Source organism: Paraburkholderia caffeinilytica, from assembly GCF_046030355.1.
Lineage (GTDB): Bacteria > Pseudomonadota > Gammaproteobacteria > Burkholderiales > Burkholderiaceae > Paraburkholderia > Paraburkholderia caffeinilytica_B.
On sequence record NZ_JAQQCQ010000003.1, the window covers coordinates 1 to 17,388 of the forward strand.

15 protein-coding genes and 1 pseudogene are annotated in these 17,388 nt (G+C 57.3%); 4 read left to right on the top strand and 12 right to left on the bottom strand.

Annotated features, from left to right (window positions below; genetic code table 11):
* Nucleotides 1-141 precede the first annotated feature (141 nt).
* Complete coding sequence (locus PQQ95_RS04680; RefSeq protein ID WP_408435351.1) at nucleotides 142-522, bottom strand: hypothetical protein; 381 nt, start codon at nucleotides 520-522, stop codon at nucleotides 142-144.
* Between the two features lie 453 nt (nucleotides 523-975).
* On the opposite strand from PQQ95_RS04680, the gene PQQ95_RS04685 reads away from it, so the two are divergent.
* On the top strand, nucleotides 976-1,944 hold the full coding sequence (locus PQQ95_RS04685) for a DUF5655 domain-containing protein (RefSeq protein ID WP_408435353.1): 969 nt from the start codon (nucleotides 976-978) through the stop codon (nucleotides 1,942-1,944).
* Between the two features lie 369 nt (nucleotides 1,945-2,313).
* On the opposite strand, the gene PQQ95_RS04690 is transcribed toward PQQ95_RS04685, so the two are convergent.
* The 3 genes from PQQ95_RS04690 to PQQ95_RS04700 form a co-directional block, all read right to left on the bottom strand.
* Nucleotides 2,314-2,721 carry a hypothetical protein gene (locus tag PQQ95_RS04690; protein ID WP_408435355.1) on the bottom strand — a complete coding sequence of 136 codons (408 nt, stop codon included), beginning with the start codon at nucleotides 2,719-2,721 and terminating at the stop codon, nucleotides 2,314-2,316.
* A 91-nt stretch (nucleotides 2,722-2,812) separates the two neighbouring features.
* Nucleotides 2,813-3,970 carry an FAD-dependent oxidoreductase gene (locus tag PQQ95_RS04695; protein ID WP_408435356.1) on the bottom strand — a complete coding sequence of 386 codons (1,158 nt, stop codon included), beginning with the start codon at nucleotides 3,968-3,970 and terminating at the stop codon, nucleotides 2,813-2,815.
* A gap of 507 nt (nucleotides 3,971-4,477) precedes the next feature.
* Nucleotides 4,478-5,374: an AraC family transcriptional regulator gene (locus PQQ95_RS04700; protein WP_408435358.1), complete on the bottom strand. Its 897-nt coding sequence runs from the start codon at nucleotides 5,372-5,374 to the stop codon at nucleotides 4,478-4,480.
* Between the two features lie 97 nt (nucleotides 5,375-5,471).
* Between PQQ95_RS04700 and PQQ95_RS04705 the strand changes: the two genes are divergently transcribed.
* Entirely contained in the window at nucleotides 5,472-6,215 is a 744-nt protein-coding gene (locus PQQ95_RS04705) for an SDR family oxidoreductase (protein ID WP_408436093.1), read from the top strand.
* A 287-nt stretch (nucleotides 6,216-6,502) separates the two neighbouring features.
* On the opposite strand, the gene PQQ95_RS04710 is transcribed toward PQQ95_RS04705, so the two are convergent.
* The 4 genes from PQQ95_RS04710 to PQQ95_RS04725 form a co-directional block, all read right to left on the bottom strand.
* Entirely contained in the window at nucleotides 6,503-7,252 is a 750-nt protein-coding gene (locus PQQ95_RS04710; RefSeq protein ID WP_408435360.1) for a transporter substrate-binding domain-containing protein, read from the bottom strand.
* A 257-nt stretch (nucleotides 7,253-7,509) separates the two neighbouring features.
* Nucleotides 7,510-7,986 carry a hypothetical protein gene (locus PQQ95_RS04715; RefSeq protein WP_408435362.1) on the bottom strand — a complete coding sequence of 159 codons (477 nt, stop codon included), beginning with the start codon at nucleotides 7,984-7,986 and terminating at the stop codon, nucleotides 7,510-7,512.
* Between the two features lie 301 nt (nucleotides 7,987-8,287).
* Entirely contained in the window at nucleotides 8,288-9,400 is a 1,113-nt protein-coding gene (locus tag PQQ95_RS04720) for an NADH:flavin oxidoreductase/NADH oxidase (RefSeq protein WP_408435363.1), read from the bottom strand.
* Between the two features lie 122 nt (nucleotides 9,401-9,522).
* Nucleotides 9,523-10,269: an SDR family NAD(P)-dependent oxidoreductase gene (locus PQQ95_RS04725; protein ID WP_408435365.1), complete on the bottom strand. Its 747-nt coding sequence runs from the start codon at nucleotides 10,267-10,269 to the stop codon at nucleotides 9,523-9,525.
* 226 nt (nucleotides 10,270-10,495) lie between these two features.
* Here PQQ95_RS04725 and PQQ95_RS04730 point away from each other — a divergent pair, with 226 nt between their 5' ends.
* Complete coding sequence (locus PQQ95_RS04730) at nucleotides 10,496-11,404, top strand: LysR family transcriptional regulator (protein ID WP_408435367.1); 909 nt, start codon at nucleotides 10,496-10,498, stop codon at nucleotides 11,402-11,404.
* A gap of 393 nt (nucleotides 11,405-11,797) precedes the next feature.
* Here PQQ95_RS04730 and PQQ95_RS04735 read toward each other — a convergent pair whose 3' ends face one another.
* Nucleotides 11,798-12,559 carry a molybdate ABC transporter substrate-binding protein gene (locus PQQ95_RS04735; protein ID WP_408435369.1) on the bottom strand — a complete coding sequence of 254 codons (762 nt, stop codon included), beginning with the start codon at nucleotides 12,557-12,559 and terminating at the stop codon, nucleotides 11,798-11,800.
* Nucleotides 12,560-13,020: 461 nt separating this feature from the next.
* Between PQQ95_RS04735 and PQQ95_RS04740 the strand changes: the two genes are divergently transcribed.
* A complete protein-coding gene (locus PQQ95_RS04740) occupies nucleotides 13,021-13,590 on the top strand; it encodes a cysteine hydrolase family protein (RefSeq protein ID WP_408435370.1) in 570 nt (189 codons plus the stop codon).
* Between the two features lie 728 nt (nucleotides 13,591-14,318).
* On the opposite strand, the gene PQQ95_RS04745 is transcribed toward PQQ95_RS04740, so the two are convergent.
* The 3 genes and pseudogenes from PQQ95_RS04745 to PQQ95_RS04755 form a co-directional block, all read right to left on the bottom strand.
* Nucleotides 14,319-15,032 carry an NYN domain-containing protein gene (locus PQQ95_RS04745; protein ID WP_408435372.1) on the bottom strand — a complete coding sequence of 238 codons (714 nt, stop codon included), beginning with the start codon at nucleotides 15,030-15,032 and terminating at the stop codon, nucleotides 14,319-14,321.
* A 167-nt stretch (nucleotides 15,033-15,199) separates the two neighbouring features.
* Complete coding sequence (locus PQQ95_RS04750; protein WP_408435374.1) at nucleotides 15,200-15,571, bottom strand: VOC family protein; 372 nt, start codon at nucleotides 15,569-15,571, stop codon at nucleotides 15,200-15,202.
* 266 nt (nucleotides 15,572-15,837) lie between these two features.
* Nucleotides 15,838-17,282, bottom strand: a pseudogene (locus tag PQQ95_RS04755) (IS1182 family transposase).
* Nucleotides 17,283-17,388: the final 106 nt, after the last annotated feature.

Sequence of the window (17,388 nt, forward strand, 5' to 3'; positions counted from 1 at the left end):
GCGTCTCAAACTGGCCGCACGGAGCCCGACGACAACCGGCTCAGCACGACCCTGAGCGGAAGTGGCGGATACGAGACTCGCAGCCGCAGAGCGGTCAGTCGAGTGGCTCGCGCCGCGTGTGGCCGTCCTAAGGGATAGGACCTACGACGACTCGCCGCCACCGCGAGAGAAAGGCCGGAGCGCGTCTTCTCGGGGCAGTTCTGCAGGAGCATCGCCTGCGAGTCCGTAGACCTCGATGCCACTCAACAAACCGCCGCTCTCGAATATGAATATCCCGGCTGGTTCATCGTCCGGACCAAAAATAAAATCGCCGAGAATGTGTACGCCCGGGGGTGCAGGGTCGCGACCCTTGATCTGAAAATTAATGCACCCACAGCCGCAAGGACAGCGCCATGGCGTTACCTCGGCCGCTGCGAGTTGTTCAAAAAACTCTCGCGCCTTCGGCTCACCGTGCTCAAGCATCCAACGAGCGAGAGACATCTCGGATGCAGACAATGGGCGGTTTTTTTCGAGAGTATCCATGGAGCGAGAGTTCAGTCGGTGCCTGCCAGTTTAACAGCCCGGTATAGGTGGTTATCCGCTCTCACCAGGGACACCCAAAGCGGACGCTGGTGAATGACTCAAACTGGCCGAACCCGGTCCGACGGTGAACCGACAGACTGGGCCGCCGTTGATCGGTCCGCGTCCGGCAGAAATCGACCCGTTGCGGTCCTTCATCGAGTACCGACAAACATCCGCTTTGCATACGGACTGAGATGGTCGCACAACGCTCAGAAGGATTTTGTCTGGCGAGTGCACATGGACGGCTGACCACCGCACTTTGGTCGCTGCTTAACTGCTCACAATTGTGATTGCCGAATCAAGGAGTTGCGCTGGCTGGTCCTCGCGCCACCTAATTGGTTTGCTCCGTGGATCGCCTCGCGCGAATTCGCGATAATGGCAGGCATACTTTCTCGAATAAAAACAGGGAGCCTTATGAGTGACATTCAGCTGTTTCGTCTCGCGAATGGAACGGCGAACGAACTACCGAGCCAAGTCGCGAAGCTGGAGAAGCACCTGCAAAGTTTGATGGAAGCGAACATGCAAACGTTACTTGGCGTGCGCTTCCTCGCCACCGAATACACAACCGGCAAGACCCACCGGGGCCGCATCGATTCTCTGGGCCTGGACGAGAATGGATGCCCGGTCATTGTCGAGTACAAGCGGCATGGTAACGAAAACGTCATCAACCAAGGGTTGTACTACTTGGACTGGTTGCTCGACCATCAAGCGGAGTTCCGCTGGTTGGTAATGGACAAGCTCGGAAAAGATGAGGCCGACAAGATCGAATGGGCAGGCACGCGCCTGTTGTGCATCGCTGCCGACTTCACGCGCTACGACCAGCATGCCGTTCAGCAGATCCCGCGAAACGTCGAACTGATTCGGTACAAACTGTTCGGAGATGACTTGCTGCTACTGGAACTGGTCAACGCGCAAAGCACCCCTGAAAGTGCTGCGAACAAATCAGCGTCGACCGGCGTAACCGCTCCGGCTGAACCGGTCTCTGCGGTGGAAGTAGGCACCATGTCAGACATCGCTAAATCAGCAGGAAAGGACAAGACGGTTGACGAGCAACTCGCGCTTGCTTCTCAGGAAATACGTGATCTCCACGCAAATATCGCCAGTTTTCTGCTGAGCCTGGGTGACGACGTGCAAGAAAAGCGGCTAAAGCTCTATACCGCGTTTCGCCGCCTGAAGAATTTTGCATGTGCGATTCCTTATCCGAACAAGATATTGATGATCCTGAGGCTCGACCCCATCACGGTCGCGTTGGAGGAAGGCTTTTCTCGGGACATCAGCCAGATCGGTCATTGGGGCACCGGGGACGTCGAATTGACGTTGCGCAGTCAAGCCGATTTCGCTCGAGCCACGGCATTGCTCGAGCGCAGCTATACCGAGGCCTGAGCAGCGCCATCACACGCGGTGATTGGTCAATTCCGATCGAATATGAGCTGACCGCTGTTACGGCCAAGTAGTCAAACGCGGCATGGCTGCCACCCTCAGTGCGAATGGCGTTGGTTCGTCGAGCGCGTCAACACGGGTCCTCTTCAAGGTCAGATGTGAGGTGCTTGATTCGTCTACCCGCAGTCTAGCCGTTATCGAAACGACAGCGGCCAGTCGACCAGCGCGAGCGAATGACGCTTCATGGCCGAACCCGGTCCGACGGTGAACCGACAGACTGGGCCGCCGTTGATCGGTCCGCGTCCGGCAGAAATCGACCCACTGCGGCCAGTCGCGGCTTCCCAAAGCGGCCGTTCACGGTCTCGCTCCCTTTCAAGTAGGTAGGAGCTTGCACGCGCAAAAACCACAATCCGTTGGTGAAAAAAACGAGAACCCGAACTCGACGAGCGCAGACCGCAGTCGCTCAGTTAGCGATACGCCATAAACCTCCAGGATCGAATAAGCCGGATCGCGCGAGTGATAATTGTGGTGATCGTCGACAGAATCCAGGATTGCCTCGCACCAGCTTTCTCGATTCACCCCATATTGAATGAACGTGGTAACGCCGCCTTCCGTGTTGAGCCCGGGCGGGTTCGGCGATGCTCTCCAGATTTGCTCGGCAACGGCAACATTCGCAGGAGTAGCAACGACCCATGTGTGTCGCACTCTCGCGGCCACCTCTTGAATACGAGCGCTGAAATCAGGATCTACGATAAGTGCGACCGTGTCGTTCGTCGGCATTCGCCTCTCCCGTTGCTTGCAACTATCCCCTCAGGAACAGGCGGATTGAAAGAATTCGATGGCAATTGTCGACGATCCAGCCAGTACGCGTCTAGCGCGTAGAGAACAAGTCCACCACACTCTGAGGTGCGTCGTTGCCGAAGAAACGCTGATGATTGCGGGCCGTCAGTGCGGCGACAGTGGCGCTCCGAGGAAAGAGAGCGGCTTCATATTCCGCGAGTGCCGCCTCTATATCGCCCGGATGATCACAAAGCGCCCTGCCCAGCATGGCCCCGTCATAGATGGCGAGGTTGGCCCCCTCCCCGGCAAACGGCGACATCAAATGACCGGCATCCCCCACAAGCGTAACGCCCGGTACTCTTTCCCACCGGTGGTTGATCGGCAACGCATGGATGAGCCTCACAATGGGATTTGTATCGCTATTCGTGACCAACGCCCTGAGCTCTGATGCCCAGCCCTCGAATTCGAAGGCAATTTCACGAAGCGCAGCCGTTGGACGGCTAAAGTCGACGGCACCCATCCAAACTTCCGATTTGTTTAATGCGACGTAAGTGTGCAGGGTGCCATTTGCGTACCGGTGCGCCAATATGCCTTTGCCGGGTTCGACGGCCATCAACGTACCACCGCCGATGGCTTTGGCGCTGGCGCTGAATCGCGTGTCCCCATCGAAGAGATTGTTCTCGATGAAGGCCGTCCCGACGTATGTTGGTTTGGCTTGGGACAGCAGCGGACGAACCTTCGACCAAGCTCCGTCGGCACCCACGAGCAGATCAGTCGTCGCCGTCGCCCCGTCGGCGAAGCCCAGTTCATATTGCCCCTCACGAAGCCTTCTGGCCTGCACAAGCTTGTGGCCCCATCTGATCGCTTCGGCCGGCAATGACTGCACCAGAAGCCGGCGCAGCGCGCCACGATCCACCTCAGGCCTGGCCGTGCTGCCGGAGCCAGGCAAGTCGAGCAGGACGTTGCCATGCTTGTCTACTACGCGCTTGGCATCTTCGCCTGGCAGGGCAAGGGCAACGAACTCGTCATGAAGGCGGGCAGCCTTCAAACCGAGTTGGCCGTTGTATTCGTGAATATCCAGCAAGCCTCCTTGCGCTCGCGCTTCGAGCGAGGCCTCAGCTTCGTAAATCGTCGCAGGCACGCCGTTGATGTGCAGGACACGGGCGAGCGTCAGTCCGCCGAGACCGGCGCCGACAATGACGATGCGCGGCTGTGCCGAAGGTGAATGGGAAACGGGGTAGCTGATCATGGTGCGTTCCGATAATCGCGAACATGCGCACTTACGCGCGACAATTCGCAATGAGCCGACAGATGTCGGGGGAAACGCTGGCCAACCTGCTAGGAATGCTGGGTGACGTGTACGCGGCTGTCGAGTGGCGGAGCGGAGCACTGCGCCGATACCGACGGCCGTTTTTCGCGGTCTATGGCAGCGGATGATCGCACAGGTTTGAATCTGCGGCAACATTCGCTCCGACTTGCCAATCGTTGGACTGAGCCAGAAGCCCGAGCTTGGGTTGGCCGCCAATCCCGTCTTCGCACCAGCGCCGACGACCGAACGCTGCGTCCTGGGCGGGAGGCCCACGCTGTATTATTTTGAAACGACGGCGATCGGCTGAAGTTGGATGCAAATGACCGCCGGCCCAAACAACCCTAGGACTGAGTAACTGACCGAAGCCTGTCCGATGCCTGCATCGCATAAACTCGCGGGCCGCGCATAGACCATAAGCAGACGTTATACGCCTCGCACCATGACGCGCTAAACCCCGCGCGCGTATCGGCCTGGAGGCTGGCCGACATGGCGCGTGAACGCGGTGCTGAAGGTGCTGGCCGAACTGTAGCCGACGCGCTCGGCTACCTCGACTAACTTGAGATCACGGCCGCGGAGCAGGTCTTTCGCGACCGCCATGCGCCAAACAAGAAGATACTCCATCGGCGGCAGGCCCACGGCGCGGATGAACCGCTCGAAGAACGCTGAACGCGACAACGCGGCCTTCTTCGCAAGCTGCGCCACTGTCCATGAGCGCGAGGGATCGCCATGCATATGTCGCATCGCTGCCGCGAGTCGCGCATCGGCCAACCCGCGTAACATCCCGGGAGGCGCGCCATCGCCCGGCACTGAGCGCAGGGCCTCGATCAACAGCACTTCTACAAGGCGCGTCAATACGTGGTCGCGGCCGGCCCTTAGCTGATTCGTTTCCTCGCTGATCAGACTCACTAGCACCGAAAGGCGTGCGACATCGCGCACATGCACCAGCGCCGGCAGCAACGTCACCAGCAACGCGGTATCGGGCGAGTCGAACACGAAGTACCCGCCGAGCAAACGCACATCGGGAGGGCCCTTGCGCGTACCGTGGCGAACTTCGGCCGTCGACGCACGCGTCGCCTTCGGGTCAATGCGCTCGGGCGTCACTGGCTTAAAACCAGACAGCGTGAAACCGGGCGTAGCAGGCAGGAACAAAAAGTCTCCCGTCTCCAATGTGACGGGATCCTGCCCGTCGACGGCAAGAAGACAGCGGCCCTCAAGCACCACGCAGAAGCTCGGCTGACCGAAGTCGGTATAGCGCACTCCCCAGCGACCGGCGCCGCTGATTCCCTTCGAGAACACAGCGCGCGGCCGAAGCAGCGTAATGACCTCCGAGAGTGGATCACGCATCTCTGGACTATTGCAAATGAAATGTGGACTCCAGATTGTAGAACGTCCACTCCGGAATCGCTATCGTGACGTCTTCGACACCAGCAAGGGAAACGCAATGAAGACTGTATTGATTACCGGTTGCTCGTCCGGTTATGGCCTTGAGACCGCGCGCCACTTTCATTCTCAAGGTTGGAACGTGGTCGCCACCATGCGGACGCCTCGCGAAAACGTGCTGCCCCGTTCGGAACGGATCCGCGTGCTGTCGCTGGACGTGACGCAGCCAGAGAGCATCGCTGCTGCACTCCAGGCGAGCGGGCCGATCGATGTGCTGGTGAACAACGCGGGCATCGGGATGCTCGGCGCTTTCGAGGCTACGCCGATGGCCACGATCCGCGAGGTGTTCGAGACCAACACCTTTGGCGTGATGTCGATGACCCAGGCGGTCCTGCCCGGGTTTCGGGAACGCAGGTCGGGTGTGGTCGTCAACGTGACCTCGAGCGCCACGCTGGCGCCGATGCCGTTGGTGGCCGCCTACACCGCGAGCAAGACGGCCATCGAAGGCTTTACTGGATCGCTCGCGCACGAACTCCGTGCGTTCAATGTTCGAGTCAAGCTGGTTGAGCCAGGCTATGGGCCCACCACTCGATTCACGCAGAACGGGGAAGCGCGCATGGCGGGGCTAATTCCGGAGGCCTATGCGCCTTATGCGCAGTCCGTCTTCGCTGCCTATACGCAGCCAGCTGAAGTCACGACAGAGACCGACGTGGCCGAGGCAGTGTGGCGCGCCGCGAACGACGCATCGCAGCAGCTCCGCTTCCCGGCAGGTGTCGACGCGATGGCACTGGCTCAATCGAAATAAACGACCGTCGCGCCGTAGCCCGATCCAAGGGCGCGTCGCGAGCACATGGCGAATGTCTCTTCCATGGCTAAATCCTGTCCAATCTCGCTCGCGCTTGATAGCGGACACTCGCAGTCACCTGCTTCGCTGTCTGACGCCCGCTTCGGCCGAGAGGCTCACCTTGGGCATTGGCCAGATTTCGGGGTGGACCTCTGCCGTTCAAGTGACGGCTCTCTGCGATGCGCGAGCGTCAACAATTGGCCGACTCCGGAAGCTGGAAGCTGGAAGCTTTCCGGCATTCGTGCAACTCAGTCCCCGAGTTTCCTGAAGGATTCAGCGACGAGCGCGGGGTCGATCTCCTTGTGCGTGATGCCGAATTTCGACATACGAGCCCGGTGATCGGGAGTGCCACGATATAAGCGAAGTTGCTCGTTCACAGCCCTAAGCAGTTGGCGGTTGTTCTTGTTAAACGAAAATGCTCCCGTCGGGAGAGGTTGCTTGCCATCCTTTCGGGTGTCATGTTCAACGGCCTCCAGCACCGAAGCGCCGATGCGGCCGGCCAGTACGCGATTTCCCACGGCAGTGCTAGCGTAGGCATCGATCGTTCCTACGCAAAGCGCTTCTATTGCGTCGGACTGTTGCTCGAAGATGACGATCTGGTCCTCGCTCACGCCCGACGCTCTGGCCGACGCGTGTTGCACCTGTCCGGCAATGATGCCTAGCCGGGCACCGTGGCACTCGGCAAGCAAGGCATAGCTATTGAGCGCTTTCGGATTTCCCGCCCGGACCAGGAAACCATCGCCGATCGCCCACACGGGTAAGCTGAACGCAACCTTGCTGGCCCGTTCAGGCGTAACGAAGAGTGGAACGTTCATATCCCAGCGCCCAGCCTCGACGCCGGGCAACAGTTCAGCGAACGTAGTCAGGTGATGCTCGATATCGTTGACGCCGATTGCCCGAAGGACGGCTCCCGCCAACTCAACGTCCGCTCCTGTCGCCTGATTTGATTCTGTCCAGCCAAATGGAGGTTCTTCGATGTACGCGATTGTCACCTTCATTGTTTCGCCTCACCAAACGGGAACGACCGGAATGCGGTCCATCAGATCCAAGGTGCCGATTATCGACGATTCTACTTGCATCAGTGAACGTCGACTGTTGGCCGGACGCAGCCAGACAAGAACCGGCCCGAGGCAACCCAGACTGTATAACCGACGATCTGCGGTCGCTGGAGTCACATCTAAAACCGCCGTTCCATGGGGTCGTCTTTTATATCATCCATCGTGATTGGCATGTGAATGTCCGCATGCGGCACTTCTCAAAGGCATGGCTCACCTTGGAAACGGTCAAGGACCTGGCCTTCCTCATTGCGTCTCGCCACGTCGTAGGCCTCAAAGCGCTCCCGGGAATTGAGCATCATCGCGAGAACGACTTTCTGTCTTGCGACGTTTGAATCACCGAACACTTTGATACCGCACTGTATTGCGCGGACGACACCGGCAGCTGCGTGCTTTGCCCCCGCTACTGTGTTCCCACTAACAATAAGCCGCGCATATGCTTGAGCAAACTGGATCATCGCTGCATGCTGTTGCGCATCACGGTAACTTCTATCGATGTAGTCATCGATATCGTCCCGGACCAGATTGTTATTCGCATCGAGACCAATTAGCCGGGTATAACCAGCATCGGCTGATGAACTTATTCCTTCAAAGCCCGGTTCGGCAAACGCATTAACGGAGAGCAAAAGAGCAATTGCCACGAAGGAAATGAGCCCGCGAGCAAACCCGAAAGTCATTGCGTGTGGATCCCTTTACAGATGTCGTAAGAGAATACACTGCCCATGATCACACGATAGTGTCTTAACGCATGAATGTCGCCAATCCGCGCTGCCGTGTCGAAAATCTGTTTTTGGCCGATCACTGCGCCATACTAAAGACATCGACTGCTTGACACTCGCACGACCGCGACCGTCTGCACCCGCCCCCCCAAGAAACTTCAACCGTCTTGTCAGCGGACGGTCGGGCGCGATGACCGTGATTGTTCGCCCGCGCGATCGGAGAACGCGAGGCGAGCCATGTCAGGCATCGAACCACCCTTCATCGTGCACCGTTCACAACTTCGCCGAAAACGGCAGCATGCATCTGCGGGGGCGCGCGCCAGTATTGCCGGGGGGCTTCGACAGTACCGCCGAGAGTCGCCGCCGCGTGCCACGTCCAACGTGGGTCGTAGAGCATGCCTCGAGCGATAGCCACGGCATCCGCCTGGCCACTCGATAGAATTTCCTCAGCCTGCTGCGCGTCCGTTATCAGACCCACACAGATAGTCGTCACGCCAGTTGCGCTTTTGATCTGGTTGGCGAACGGAACCTGATAGCCCGGGCCCAACGTAATTTTCTGCAGGGGAGAAATTCCACCTGAGGATACGTCGATCCAGTCAACTCCACGCGTCTTCAGTGCCTTCGCGAATTCGATGGTCTGCTCTATGTCCCACCCTGCGTCCATCCAGTCCGTCGCCGAAACCTTGACACCAAGCGGCTTGTGCTTTGGCCAAACAGCGCGCACTGCGTCATAGACTTCCAACGGAAAGCGCATTCTATTCACGAGGGTCCCCCCAAACTCATCGGTCCGCCTGTTTGAAATCGGGGAGAGGAATTCATGAAGCAGATAGCCATGGGCACAATGCAATTCAATCGCGTCGATGCCAAGCCGGTCCGCGCGCCGCGCGGCCGAAACGAAAGCATCTCGAATGCGGATCATCCCTGCACGATCCAACTCACGCGGTAACTCCTCGCCTTCTTTCTGCGGCACCGCCGAGGGGGCGTCGGTGATCCAGCCGCCATCAGCCACGGCGATCTGCTGGCCGCCTTTCCACGGCACTTCACTGGACGCCTTCCGTCCCGCATGCCCCAACTGGATGGCCAGACGAATGTTCGAGTGGCGACGCACGGCGTCGACGATCGGTTTCAGCGACATTTCGGTTTCGTCGTCCCAGAGTCCCAGGTCGCCCGGAGTAATACGGCCGCCTGGCTCTACCGCCGTTGCTTCAATGCAAAGCAAGCCTGCACCCGAGTTGGCCAGACCACCAAGGTGAATCATGTGCCACGCGGTAGCTTTACCTTCTTCGGCAACATATTGGCACATTGGCGCAACCATGACTCGATTCGCAAGCTTGAGCTCCCCCAACTCAAGTGGGGAAAACAGGATACTCATTTTCGTTGACCTCCAGTAAGACTGGCCGCAGATGCCTGATCTTTGTTATCGGGCGGCACGGATACCACTCGACGTTATTCGAGTCACGCGCGCAAAAAATGCGTCGCGTGGCTCGTGCAATGTCACGCGCTATATCCACCGTCTACAGGAATAATCGCTCCGGTGACGAAGCTCGCAGCAGGACTGGCGATGAAGGCGACCACCGCAGCGATCTCTTCCGGGCGACCAAAGCGTCCGAGCGCAGTTGCAGCGGCTTGTGCTTCTGCAAAGGGACTATTGTCGGGGTTCATCTCGGTATTGGTCGACCCGGCGCCGATGACATTTACAGTAATGCCCTTCGCGCCGAGATCCCGAGCGACTCCTTTGGTATAGCCCTCGATCGCGCGTTTCGTTGCGCTATAGTCGGCCAGGCCGGGCCAGGTTGATCGCAGCGCGAGGGCCGACGAGATCGAAATAATCCGGCCGCCGCTAACCATCACTCGCGAGGCTTCGCGAATCGCGGTCACCACGGCTTCGTAGTTGATTTGCAGTTGTCGGTCGAAGCCCGATGTATCCACGGTCTCGGCGACCGTGCCCGTTTCGAAAACGCCCGCGTTATTGACCAGAATGTCGATCTTGCCCAAGCGCGTGACGACTTCTGCAATCAATGCCTTGACCGCAGTTGCGTCCGACTGGTCAGCCTTCAGGGCAATAGCCTTGCCACCGGACGCCTCGATTTTCGCGATGACTTCCTTGGCTGCGTCCTCACTATTGGAATAACTGAGTGCTACGGTGGCGCCTTCCGAGGCCAGTTGGATAGCGGTTGCGGCACCGATACCGCGTGAGCCGCCCGTCACAAGAGCGATCTTTCCTTGAAGCGTATTTGCCATGATTTCGTCCAATAGGGTGTGGGTCCGTCGTGTCCGACACCGGCACGCAGGTCGCCCGGATGTTTTTCATGACGCTTGAGACCCAAGTCAAAAGTTGCGGCTAGCCGGAAATTTGCTACCGGCTTCTGCCGTGGTGACTAAAGAGTACTGGCGGCCCATCAGCCCGTCTAATCAATGATTAGAGGGTGTATCATCATTCTGCGTGATGACAAATGACGGGCAAAACATGAAAGACCTCGATCTCCATTTGGTTTCGATATTCGATGCAGTCATGACCGAAGGATCTGTGACCAAGGCGGCGGACCGTCTGGCGCTAACCCAGTCCGCCGTCAGCAACGCAATCGCCCGCATGCGAGTGGTCTGGGACGATCCGCTGTTCACCCGGTACGGCCGTGGCATTAAAGCCTCCGCCAGAGCGCAAGAGCTTTGGCGCGAAATCCAGGAACCGCTTGCGGCAATCCGCATGGCCGCGTCACCCATCCGATTCGACGCGACCACATCGACCCGTGCATTCCGCATCGCAGTGACCGATTACATGTCAGGTTCCCTGTGGCCTTCGCTGCGTCGGCATATTGAGCAGCACGCCCCCGGAATTCGAATCCTCGCAGTGCCCTACACCAGTCAGGAAACGAGTGCCAGGCTACGAGACAACGATATCGACATATGCATTGGTGGACTTCAGCACATGGGGGATGAATTCAAGCTTCAGCGGCTTTTCCTGGAGGGCTGGGTCTGCGCAATGAGGCCGGACCATCCGCTCGCGCAGTCTCCACTGACTGAGAAGAAGTTTCTCGACGCCGAGCACCTTCTCGTATCCCTTTCGGGTAATCCGGTTGGCGTTGCGGATGCAGCGCTGGAGCGCGCCGGAAAGCGCCGTCGAGTCGCGATGACGTTGAACAACTTTTCAGGCGCGCCATCGCTTCTTCTCTCGTCTAACCTGATCGCCGTGCTCCCCGCAGGGGTGGTGCGAACCCATCCCCTCAAAGACCTGATTTACTCATGCGATGTACCGCTGACGATCGCACCGTTCGACTGTCAAATGGCCTGGCATACCCGATACGATCGGGATGCGGCTCACAGGTGGATGCGCGCGCTCGTCGTTCAAACCTGTGATCAGATATGGGAAGCGAGTTAGCCCGGATCAGGACACAGATTATTTTCTCGTTGCTTGTGAAAAGTACCCTCATGCTCTATGACGAACGATGCAGGAAAGTGAGGGAACGCCGCTAGCCGATGAAACGGTATAGGCGAATTGAAAACAATTTCGGGCTGGTACATGGTCGTTGCGTCAGCCTGCTCTCCCGGATGCAGGTTGTCAGATCGTCAGCAATCCAGGTCGCGCAGTTGACTGACCGCTACTAACCGCTACTGGCCGCTTTGAGACGGATGACGATCGCCCCAGTTCGACCCGCTGCCGTCCTTCTACACCGCGCAGACTAAACGACTGGTCCCAAGGACATACCTGCCGTTTGCGCATCGCGTCGGGCGGCTTGTGCCCAGTCGTCGAATTATTCGGTGAGCTGTTATTTCACTTCGCACCGTTTGCGGCGAAAGTTTTCTTTGCCTCTGGTGACGCCAGGAACTGGATGAACCCTTCGGCTGTATCGCGTTGTGAGGTGTTCGCCATGAGCACAGCGGTGTACGTAAGCGTGCTCTGCAAATCGCCGGGCAGCGGACCCAAGAGCTTTATGCCGGGTGTTGTCGCGATGAGCGGTATCGTACCCGCCACCATGTCGTCGCCCTTGCCCTTTAACACAGGCTCAAAAATCCCATTGGGGGCCGTGCGTACAATCTTCGGCTTGAGTGTTTCTGCAATCCCCAGTCGCTCAAGGACGTTTGCAAAGGCCTGCCCCGACTTAACGCTGTTAAAAACAAGAAGGTCTGCACCGAGCAAAGTGTTCCTGAATTTTTCAACAGTTGAAATGTCGTGCGCCGGACCGTCCTTGCGGTTACCGAGGCCGACGCCAACGTGTGCGATTATCGGTCTGTCCCCGGCACTCACCTTGCCCGACTTCGTCAGATCCTCAGCAAAGTCCGGCTGAACGATAACTACGTCGGCCGTTTCGCCGTCTTCAATCCTTTTCTTCACAACGGGCGATGGGTCGAACACCAGGCTGACCTGGTTATGCGTGTGCTGGCGGTAAAGATCGACGACCTTGGTCAACGCTGGTTCAAGGGGACTATCGCTCATGACCTTAATGTCGGCTGCCTGGACTGTCGTCGCCGCGAATATGGACAATGAGCCGATCAGGAAGGTGCTCAGGCCGATACGCTTAAGTTTTGCGTTCATTGGATTCTGCCTCCGGTTGACGGATGCCCGGCGTTGGCCAGGACGCGTAGAAGTTCTGCAAAGGATTCACCTGGACAACCCACAGTCGTCCTCCATCGCTGATCGAGCCAAAACCCAGCATTTGCAAATGCGCTACCGGCGCGCTCCGCGCATCGCGTTCGGGAATACGGCATAGGGTGTCCGACCGGCATCAAGTAACGATAGCCAGCCTACCTGCCACCAACGCAGCCGTGTAAAGGCGGAGACCTTAAATCGCGCGCGATGGACGTTCAATTTCGGCGTTTATCCCCGGGGCCCAGCGATCAGAGGCGATTGATTTTGGGTGCAGGTAGCGTACTCCCGCGTTAAGCGGCTGGCAAACCCATCGGCGTTCGGCGAATGACGGGATGTGGAGCAGCGCTCGCCTGCGCGACCAACTCGGCGACAAACCCCTTAAGATGTGGATTCGCTACGAATGCCACATGCCCATGACTACGCTTGCCGACCGACCCCATACCGCACTCATCGTCATCGATCTTCAAAACGGCGTTGTCGCGAATGCCTATCGACGCCAGGAAGTGCTTTGCGTCGTCAACGCGCTCGTTGAGCGAGCACGCAGCGCCCATGTACCGGTCGTCTGGGTCCGTCACGCCGACGAAGACCTGGAAGCTGGAAGCGATGCGTGGCAGATCGTCGACGAACTTTCGCCAGAACCGGCGGAAATGATTATCGAAAAGCATTACCGCGACGCGTTCGATGCCACCGACCTTGAACAGGCCTTATCGACACTCGGCGTTGGCAAACTTATCGTGACCGGAGCGCAAACGGACATGTGCATTCGCTCGACAGTGCACGGCGCGCTTGTGCGCGGCTATGACGTAACGCTGGTCAGCGATGCGCACACGACCGAAGACATGACTCAATGGGGCGCACCACCGCCGGACAGCGTGATCGCGCACACAAATCTGTACTGGAGCAATCAACGCGCGCCGGGGCGTGTGGGCGGCATAGTGGCGAGCAAAGACGTCGATTTTGGACTCATCGCCGGTTGATGGAAAAACGAACGAAATAAGCTGCCCTGGCATCGAGGGTAGCGGACATTCGCCACGCGCTCCGATGCCCTCAAACCATTGAAGTCACAGCGTGTGCAACGCTAAGCGAATTGAATGACTTGGCATGCCGTTTCCGTGCACATTTTCTTCGGCCGGGATAGAAGAATGCGTAGCAGTTGTCGATATCTGAGTGTACGGTAGAATGGATTAATCTAAAAAAGGAAAAGGCTGATGACAACAGCTCAAAGAAGAATGGGGTTCAGTCTTTACGTTTTGCAGGCCATCGGGGCCATCGGCGTCCTGCTTTCGCTTGCTAGCCACAGATTCACTGGGATTTTTATTTTCGGCATGCTAACGGGACTTAGCGGCATGTTCATTAATCGCATCGCGCGCAAGAATCCTGGCGTGCTTCAAAGGTCTGGATTTATCACCCGGATACAACTTCTATTTTTGTGGTCCGTCATAGGATGCATAGCTTTGCTTTTGATTGGACTGCCCGTGCTCAGACTTCTACATCAGCATCGTTAAGAGCACTGAACTAACCGTCTTATCGAGTGACTGCGACGTTTAGTGTTTGGATCAAGTTGTCAACCATCCCGATCAGTCGGGCGAACGGCCAAACTGAGTCGGACAGCAATCGGCCCAGATCGACCCTGAGCCGTCCTTCAAATCTCCCGAAAACGGTCGTTCATCAGGGGGCCGTGCGCATAAGCCTTTCGCTTACCCTGTCACCTGACTTTAACTTGCAGGTGATGCACGACTCCGGATGCGTCGGGTGTATCTTTACATTCCAAGTAATGTTGCTTACGCACCAACTCACCGAGCTTTGCAAATCCATAGTTTCGAGGGTCGAAAGATGCGTTGTTCTTACCGATAAATGAGCCCACAGCCGATAGCGGTGCCCATTCACCGTCGCGCGACGTTTCATTTATCGCGTGAATCAATAGACCCTTTAAATCCGGCAGATCGGCAACTTTCATCGCAGTAGCCGGTTCCCCGCTCTTCCTCAACACTTCAAAGAAAATGAACTTGTCGCAGGCAGCAATGAACGGCTCAGGTGTCTTTCGCTCCCCGAGCCCGTACACTGCCTTGCCAGATTCCCGGAGGCGGGTCGCGAGTCTTGTGAAATCGCTGTCACTTGAAACGATACAAAATCCGTCAACGCGACCGGCATATAGGAGATCCATTGCGTCGATGATGAATGCTGAATCCGTCGAATTCTTACCTTTTGTGTATGCGAACTGTTGAATGGGTTGGATCGCGTAACGATGTAACTGGTCCTTCCATCCCGCCAAATTCGGCGTGGTCCAGTCTCCATAAGCCCGCTTAATTGTTGCTGTTCCATACCTCGCCACCTCCTCCAAAAGCTCTTTTACAACGGCTGCCGACGCATTATCCGCATCAATCAGCACAGCAAGTCTCTGAAGATCCCCGTTCGCCATACCACTGCCTCTCTGTTTGGACAACGACGTTAATATCTGAGGATGCTTGATTGTCGACGATCTACGAATCTATGTCGAACGGCTGGATGTGGCCGCATTCTGCCTCATGCGATCAGCAGTACGCGATCCACGGGGGGCCGTCGAATCGCGTGATACCGGTTTGTCATCTAATCAGCTTGGGAAAGCTGGAAGACGTTTCCCTCGGGGTCCTCTCCATCACACATCAATTGGGCAAAGCCATCGTAACGTTTCAAGTCACGCATCCGGACACCTGCAGCCAACAATTTCTCGCGCAACTCCGATAGCCCTGATTTCACCGAAAAGACGATTTTTGCATTTGAAGTGTTGGGGTGATTTGGTCGCTCGCGATAGGGCTCACCAACTCTGTGGAAAGCAATCTCAATCTCACCCGCCTTCAGCACAGCCCATTCGCCTTCGATTTCTTCGGCGACCGGAAGCGCGAAATGAGTCTGGTAGAAGAACTTCAGCAACTCAACATCCCGGACGTAAAGTATTAACCTAGACATGGAAACCGGCATTGGACTCTCCGAACATGCTGAGATTGGCGACTCTTCAGAATTGTCGTCGATTTTGATGGACCGGTCGACGGTCCGCTTTATGGCCGATCACGGCCCCATGCTGATTGCCTAGGTTGTTCATCAGAGGTCGACTCGCGTCGGACCGAGCTTGTGTAAGAATGCAATTTCTGACGCTAAATGGCCGGTCTCGGTTCAGCTGGATCAAGTTCGGTCGATCTAGCTTACGCCAGTCGTGTCTCGCGAGCCCGGCAAAGCCCCTCCGGGCTCTAGCTTCCCGCAATCTTCATCGCCTTCATCGTTCCCGCGACACCGAGTATGTTGATGACCCGTTTCAGGTTGTAGGTCAATACCTGAAGCTCATCTCCGTACTCACCCGCGCAAGTGTCCGGGTCAGGAAGTGTGCGGGGCCCATCCATTGTTTGAGCGTACCGAAGACATGCTCAACGGTACTTCGGCGGATCGTCATTGCATCGGGCTTCCTGTCGAGACGGCCCTGCATGGCATGCAGTATATTTTCGTGTTCCCATCGCCGGATGCGACGATAGTCACTGGGCGAACATCGTTCCTTGAGGTGGCAGCGAGGGCAGGCGCTGGGCCAGTAGACCTGCAGGATCATGTCATGCTCAACGGTGTTGAACCGATGAATGGCACGCTCGCCCGCGGGACATCGGTACACGTCGCTGGTTGAATCGTAGATAAAATCGGCCTTCGTGAAGAGACCTTTCTTCCTTGATGCAGAAGTCAGCATTTTGGGAACATACGCAGTGATGTTGCCCAGATCGCACACCCGTATCTCTGGGCCACTGTAATAGCCACGGTCGGCCACCACCTTCAGTCTCGTTTTGCCCATCGCCTTCTTCGCGGACGTCGCCATCTTGCTGAGTTGACCGTAATCGTTTCCAACGTTAGTCACCTCGTGCGCGACGATCAGATGATGCTTCGTATCCACGGCGGTTTGAACGTTGTAACCCACTATGCCGGAGCCTCGTCCGCTTGTTGCCATAGACCATGCATCGGGATCCGTCATAGACAACTGTTTGTCCGGTTGTTTCTTCAACTGCTTCCGGACCAGATCGAGTTCGCGCATCTGCTGGCGCAAGCTGGCAATCTTCTCGTACAGGCGCACCGTCTTCACATCGAACCCGGTCGGGCTTGTCCGGTCTGCGCTTTCAATCAGCTCGAGATATCGCTGAACGCTTTCCTCAATCTGCTGCTGGCGCTTGTCGATTTTTCCCATCGTGTAGTTTCTGTCGCGGCTGTTCGAAGCCTTGAACTTGCTGCCGTCGATGGCCACCATGTCACTCGAGAGCAGTTTCAGTCCGCGACACAGTTCGACGAAACGACGGCATACGTTACGAATAGCCGGCCCGTTGTCGCGGCGAAAGTCGGCGATCGTCTTGAAATCGAGAGCCAGACGCCCCGTCAGCCACATCATCTCGACGTTGCGCTGGCACTCGCGCTCAAGACGCCGGCTGGACGGTATCCGGTTCAGATATCCGTAGATATAGATCTTGAGCATCGCGCCAGGATGATAGGACGGGCGACCTGTGAGCGCTGGTGTTGTACCGTCGAATCCAAGTTCCGCAAGATCCAGCTCTTCTACAAAGGCATCGATGACCCTAACCGGATTGTCCTGTCCGATATAGTCGTCGACGCATTCGGGAAGTAGTGCGACCTTCTTGCGGTCATCACCTTCAACGAATCGCTTCATGAGTCACCCGGTATCAGCGCGTTGATTCAGTTTAGGCGATCAATGCGTTTTCACACGGTCTGGACCGGTTCCGGTCACCCCGAAACGGACAATCGTGTCGCTCGAA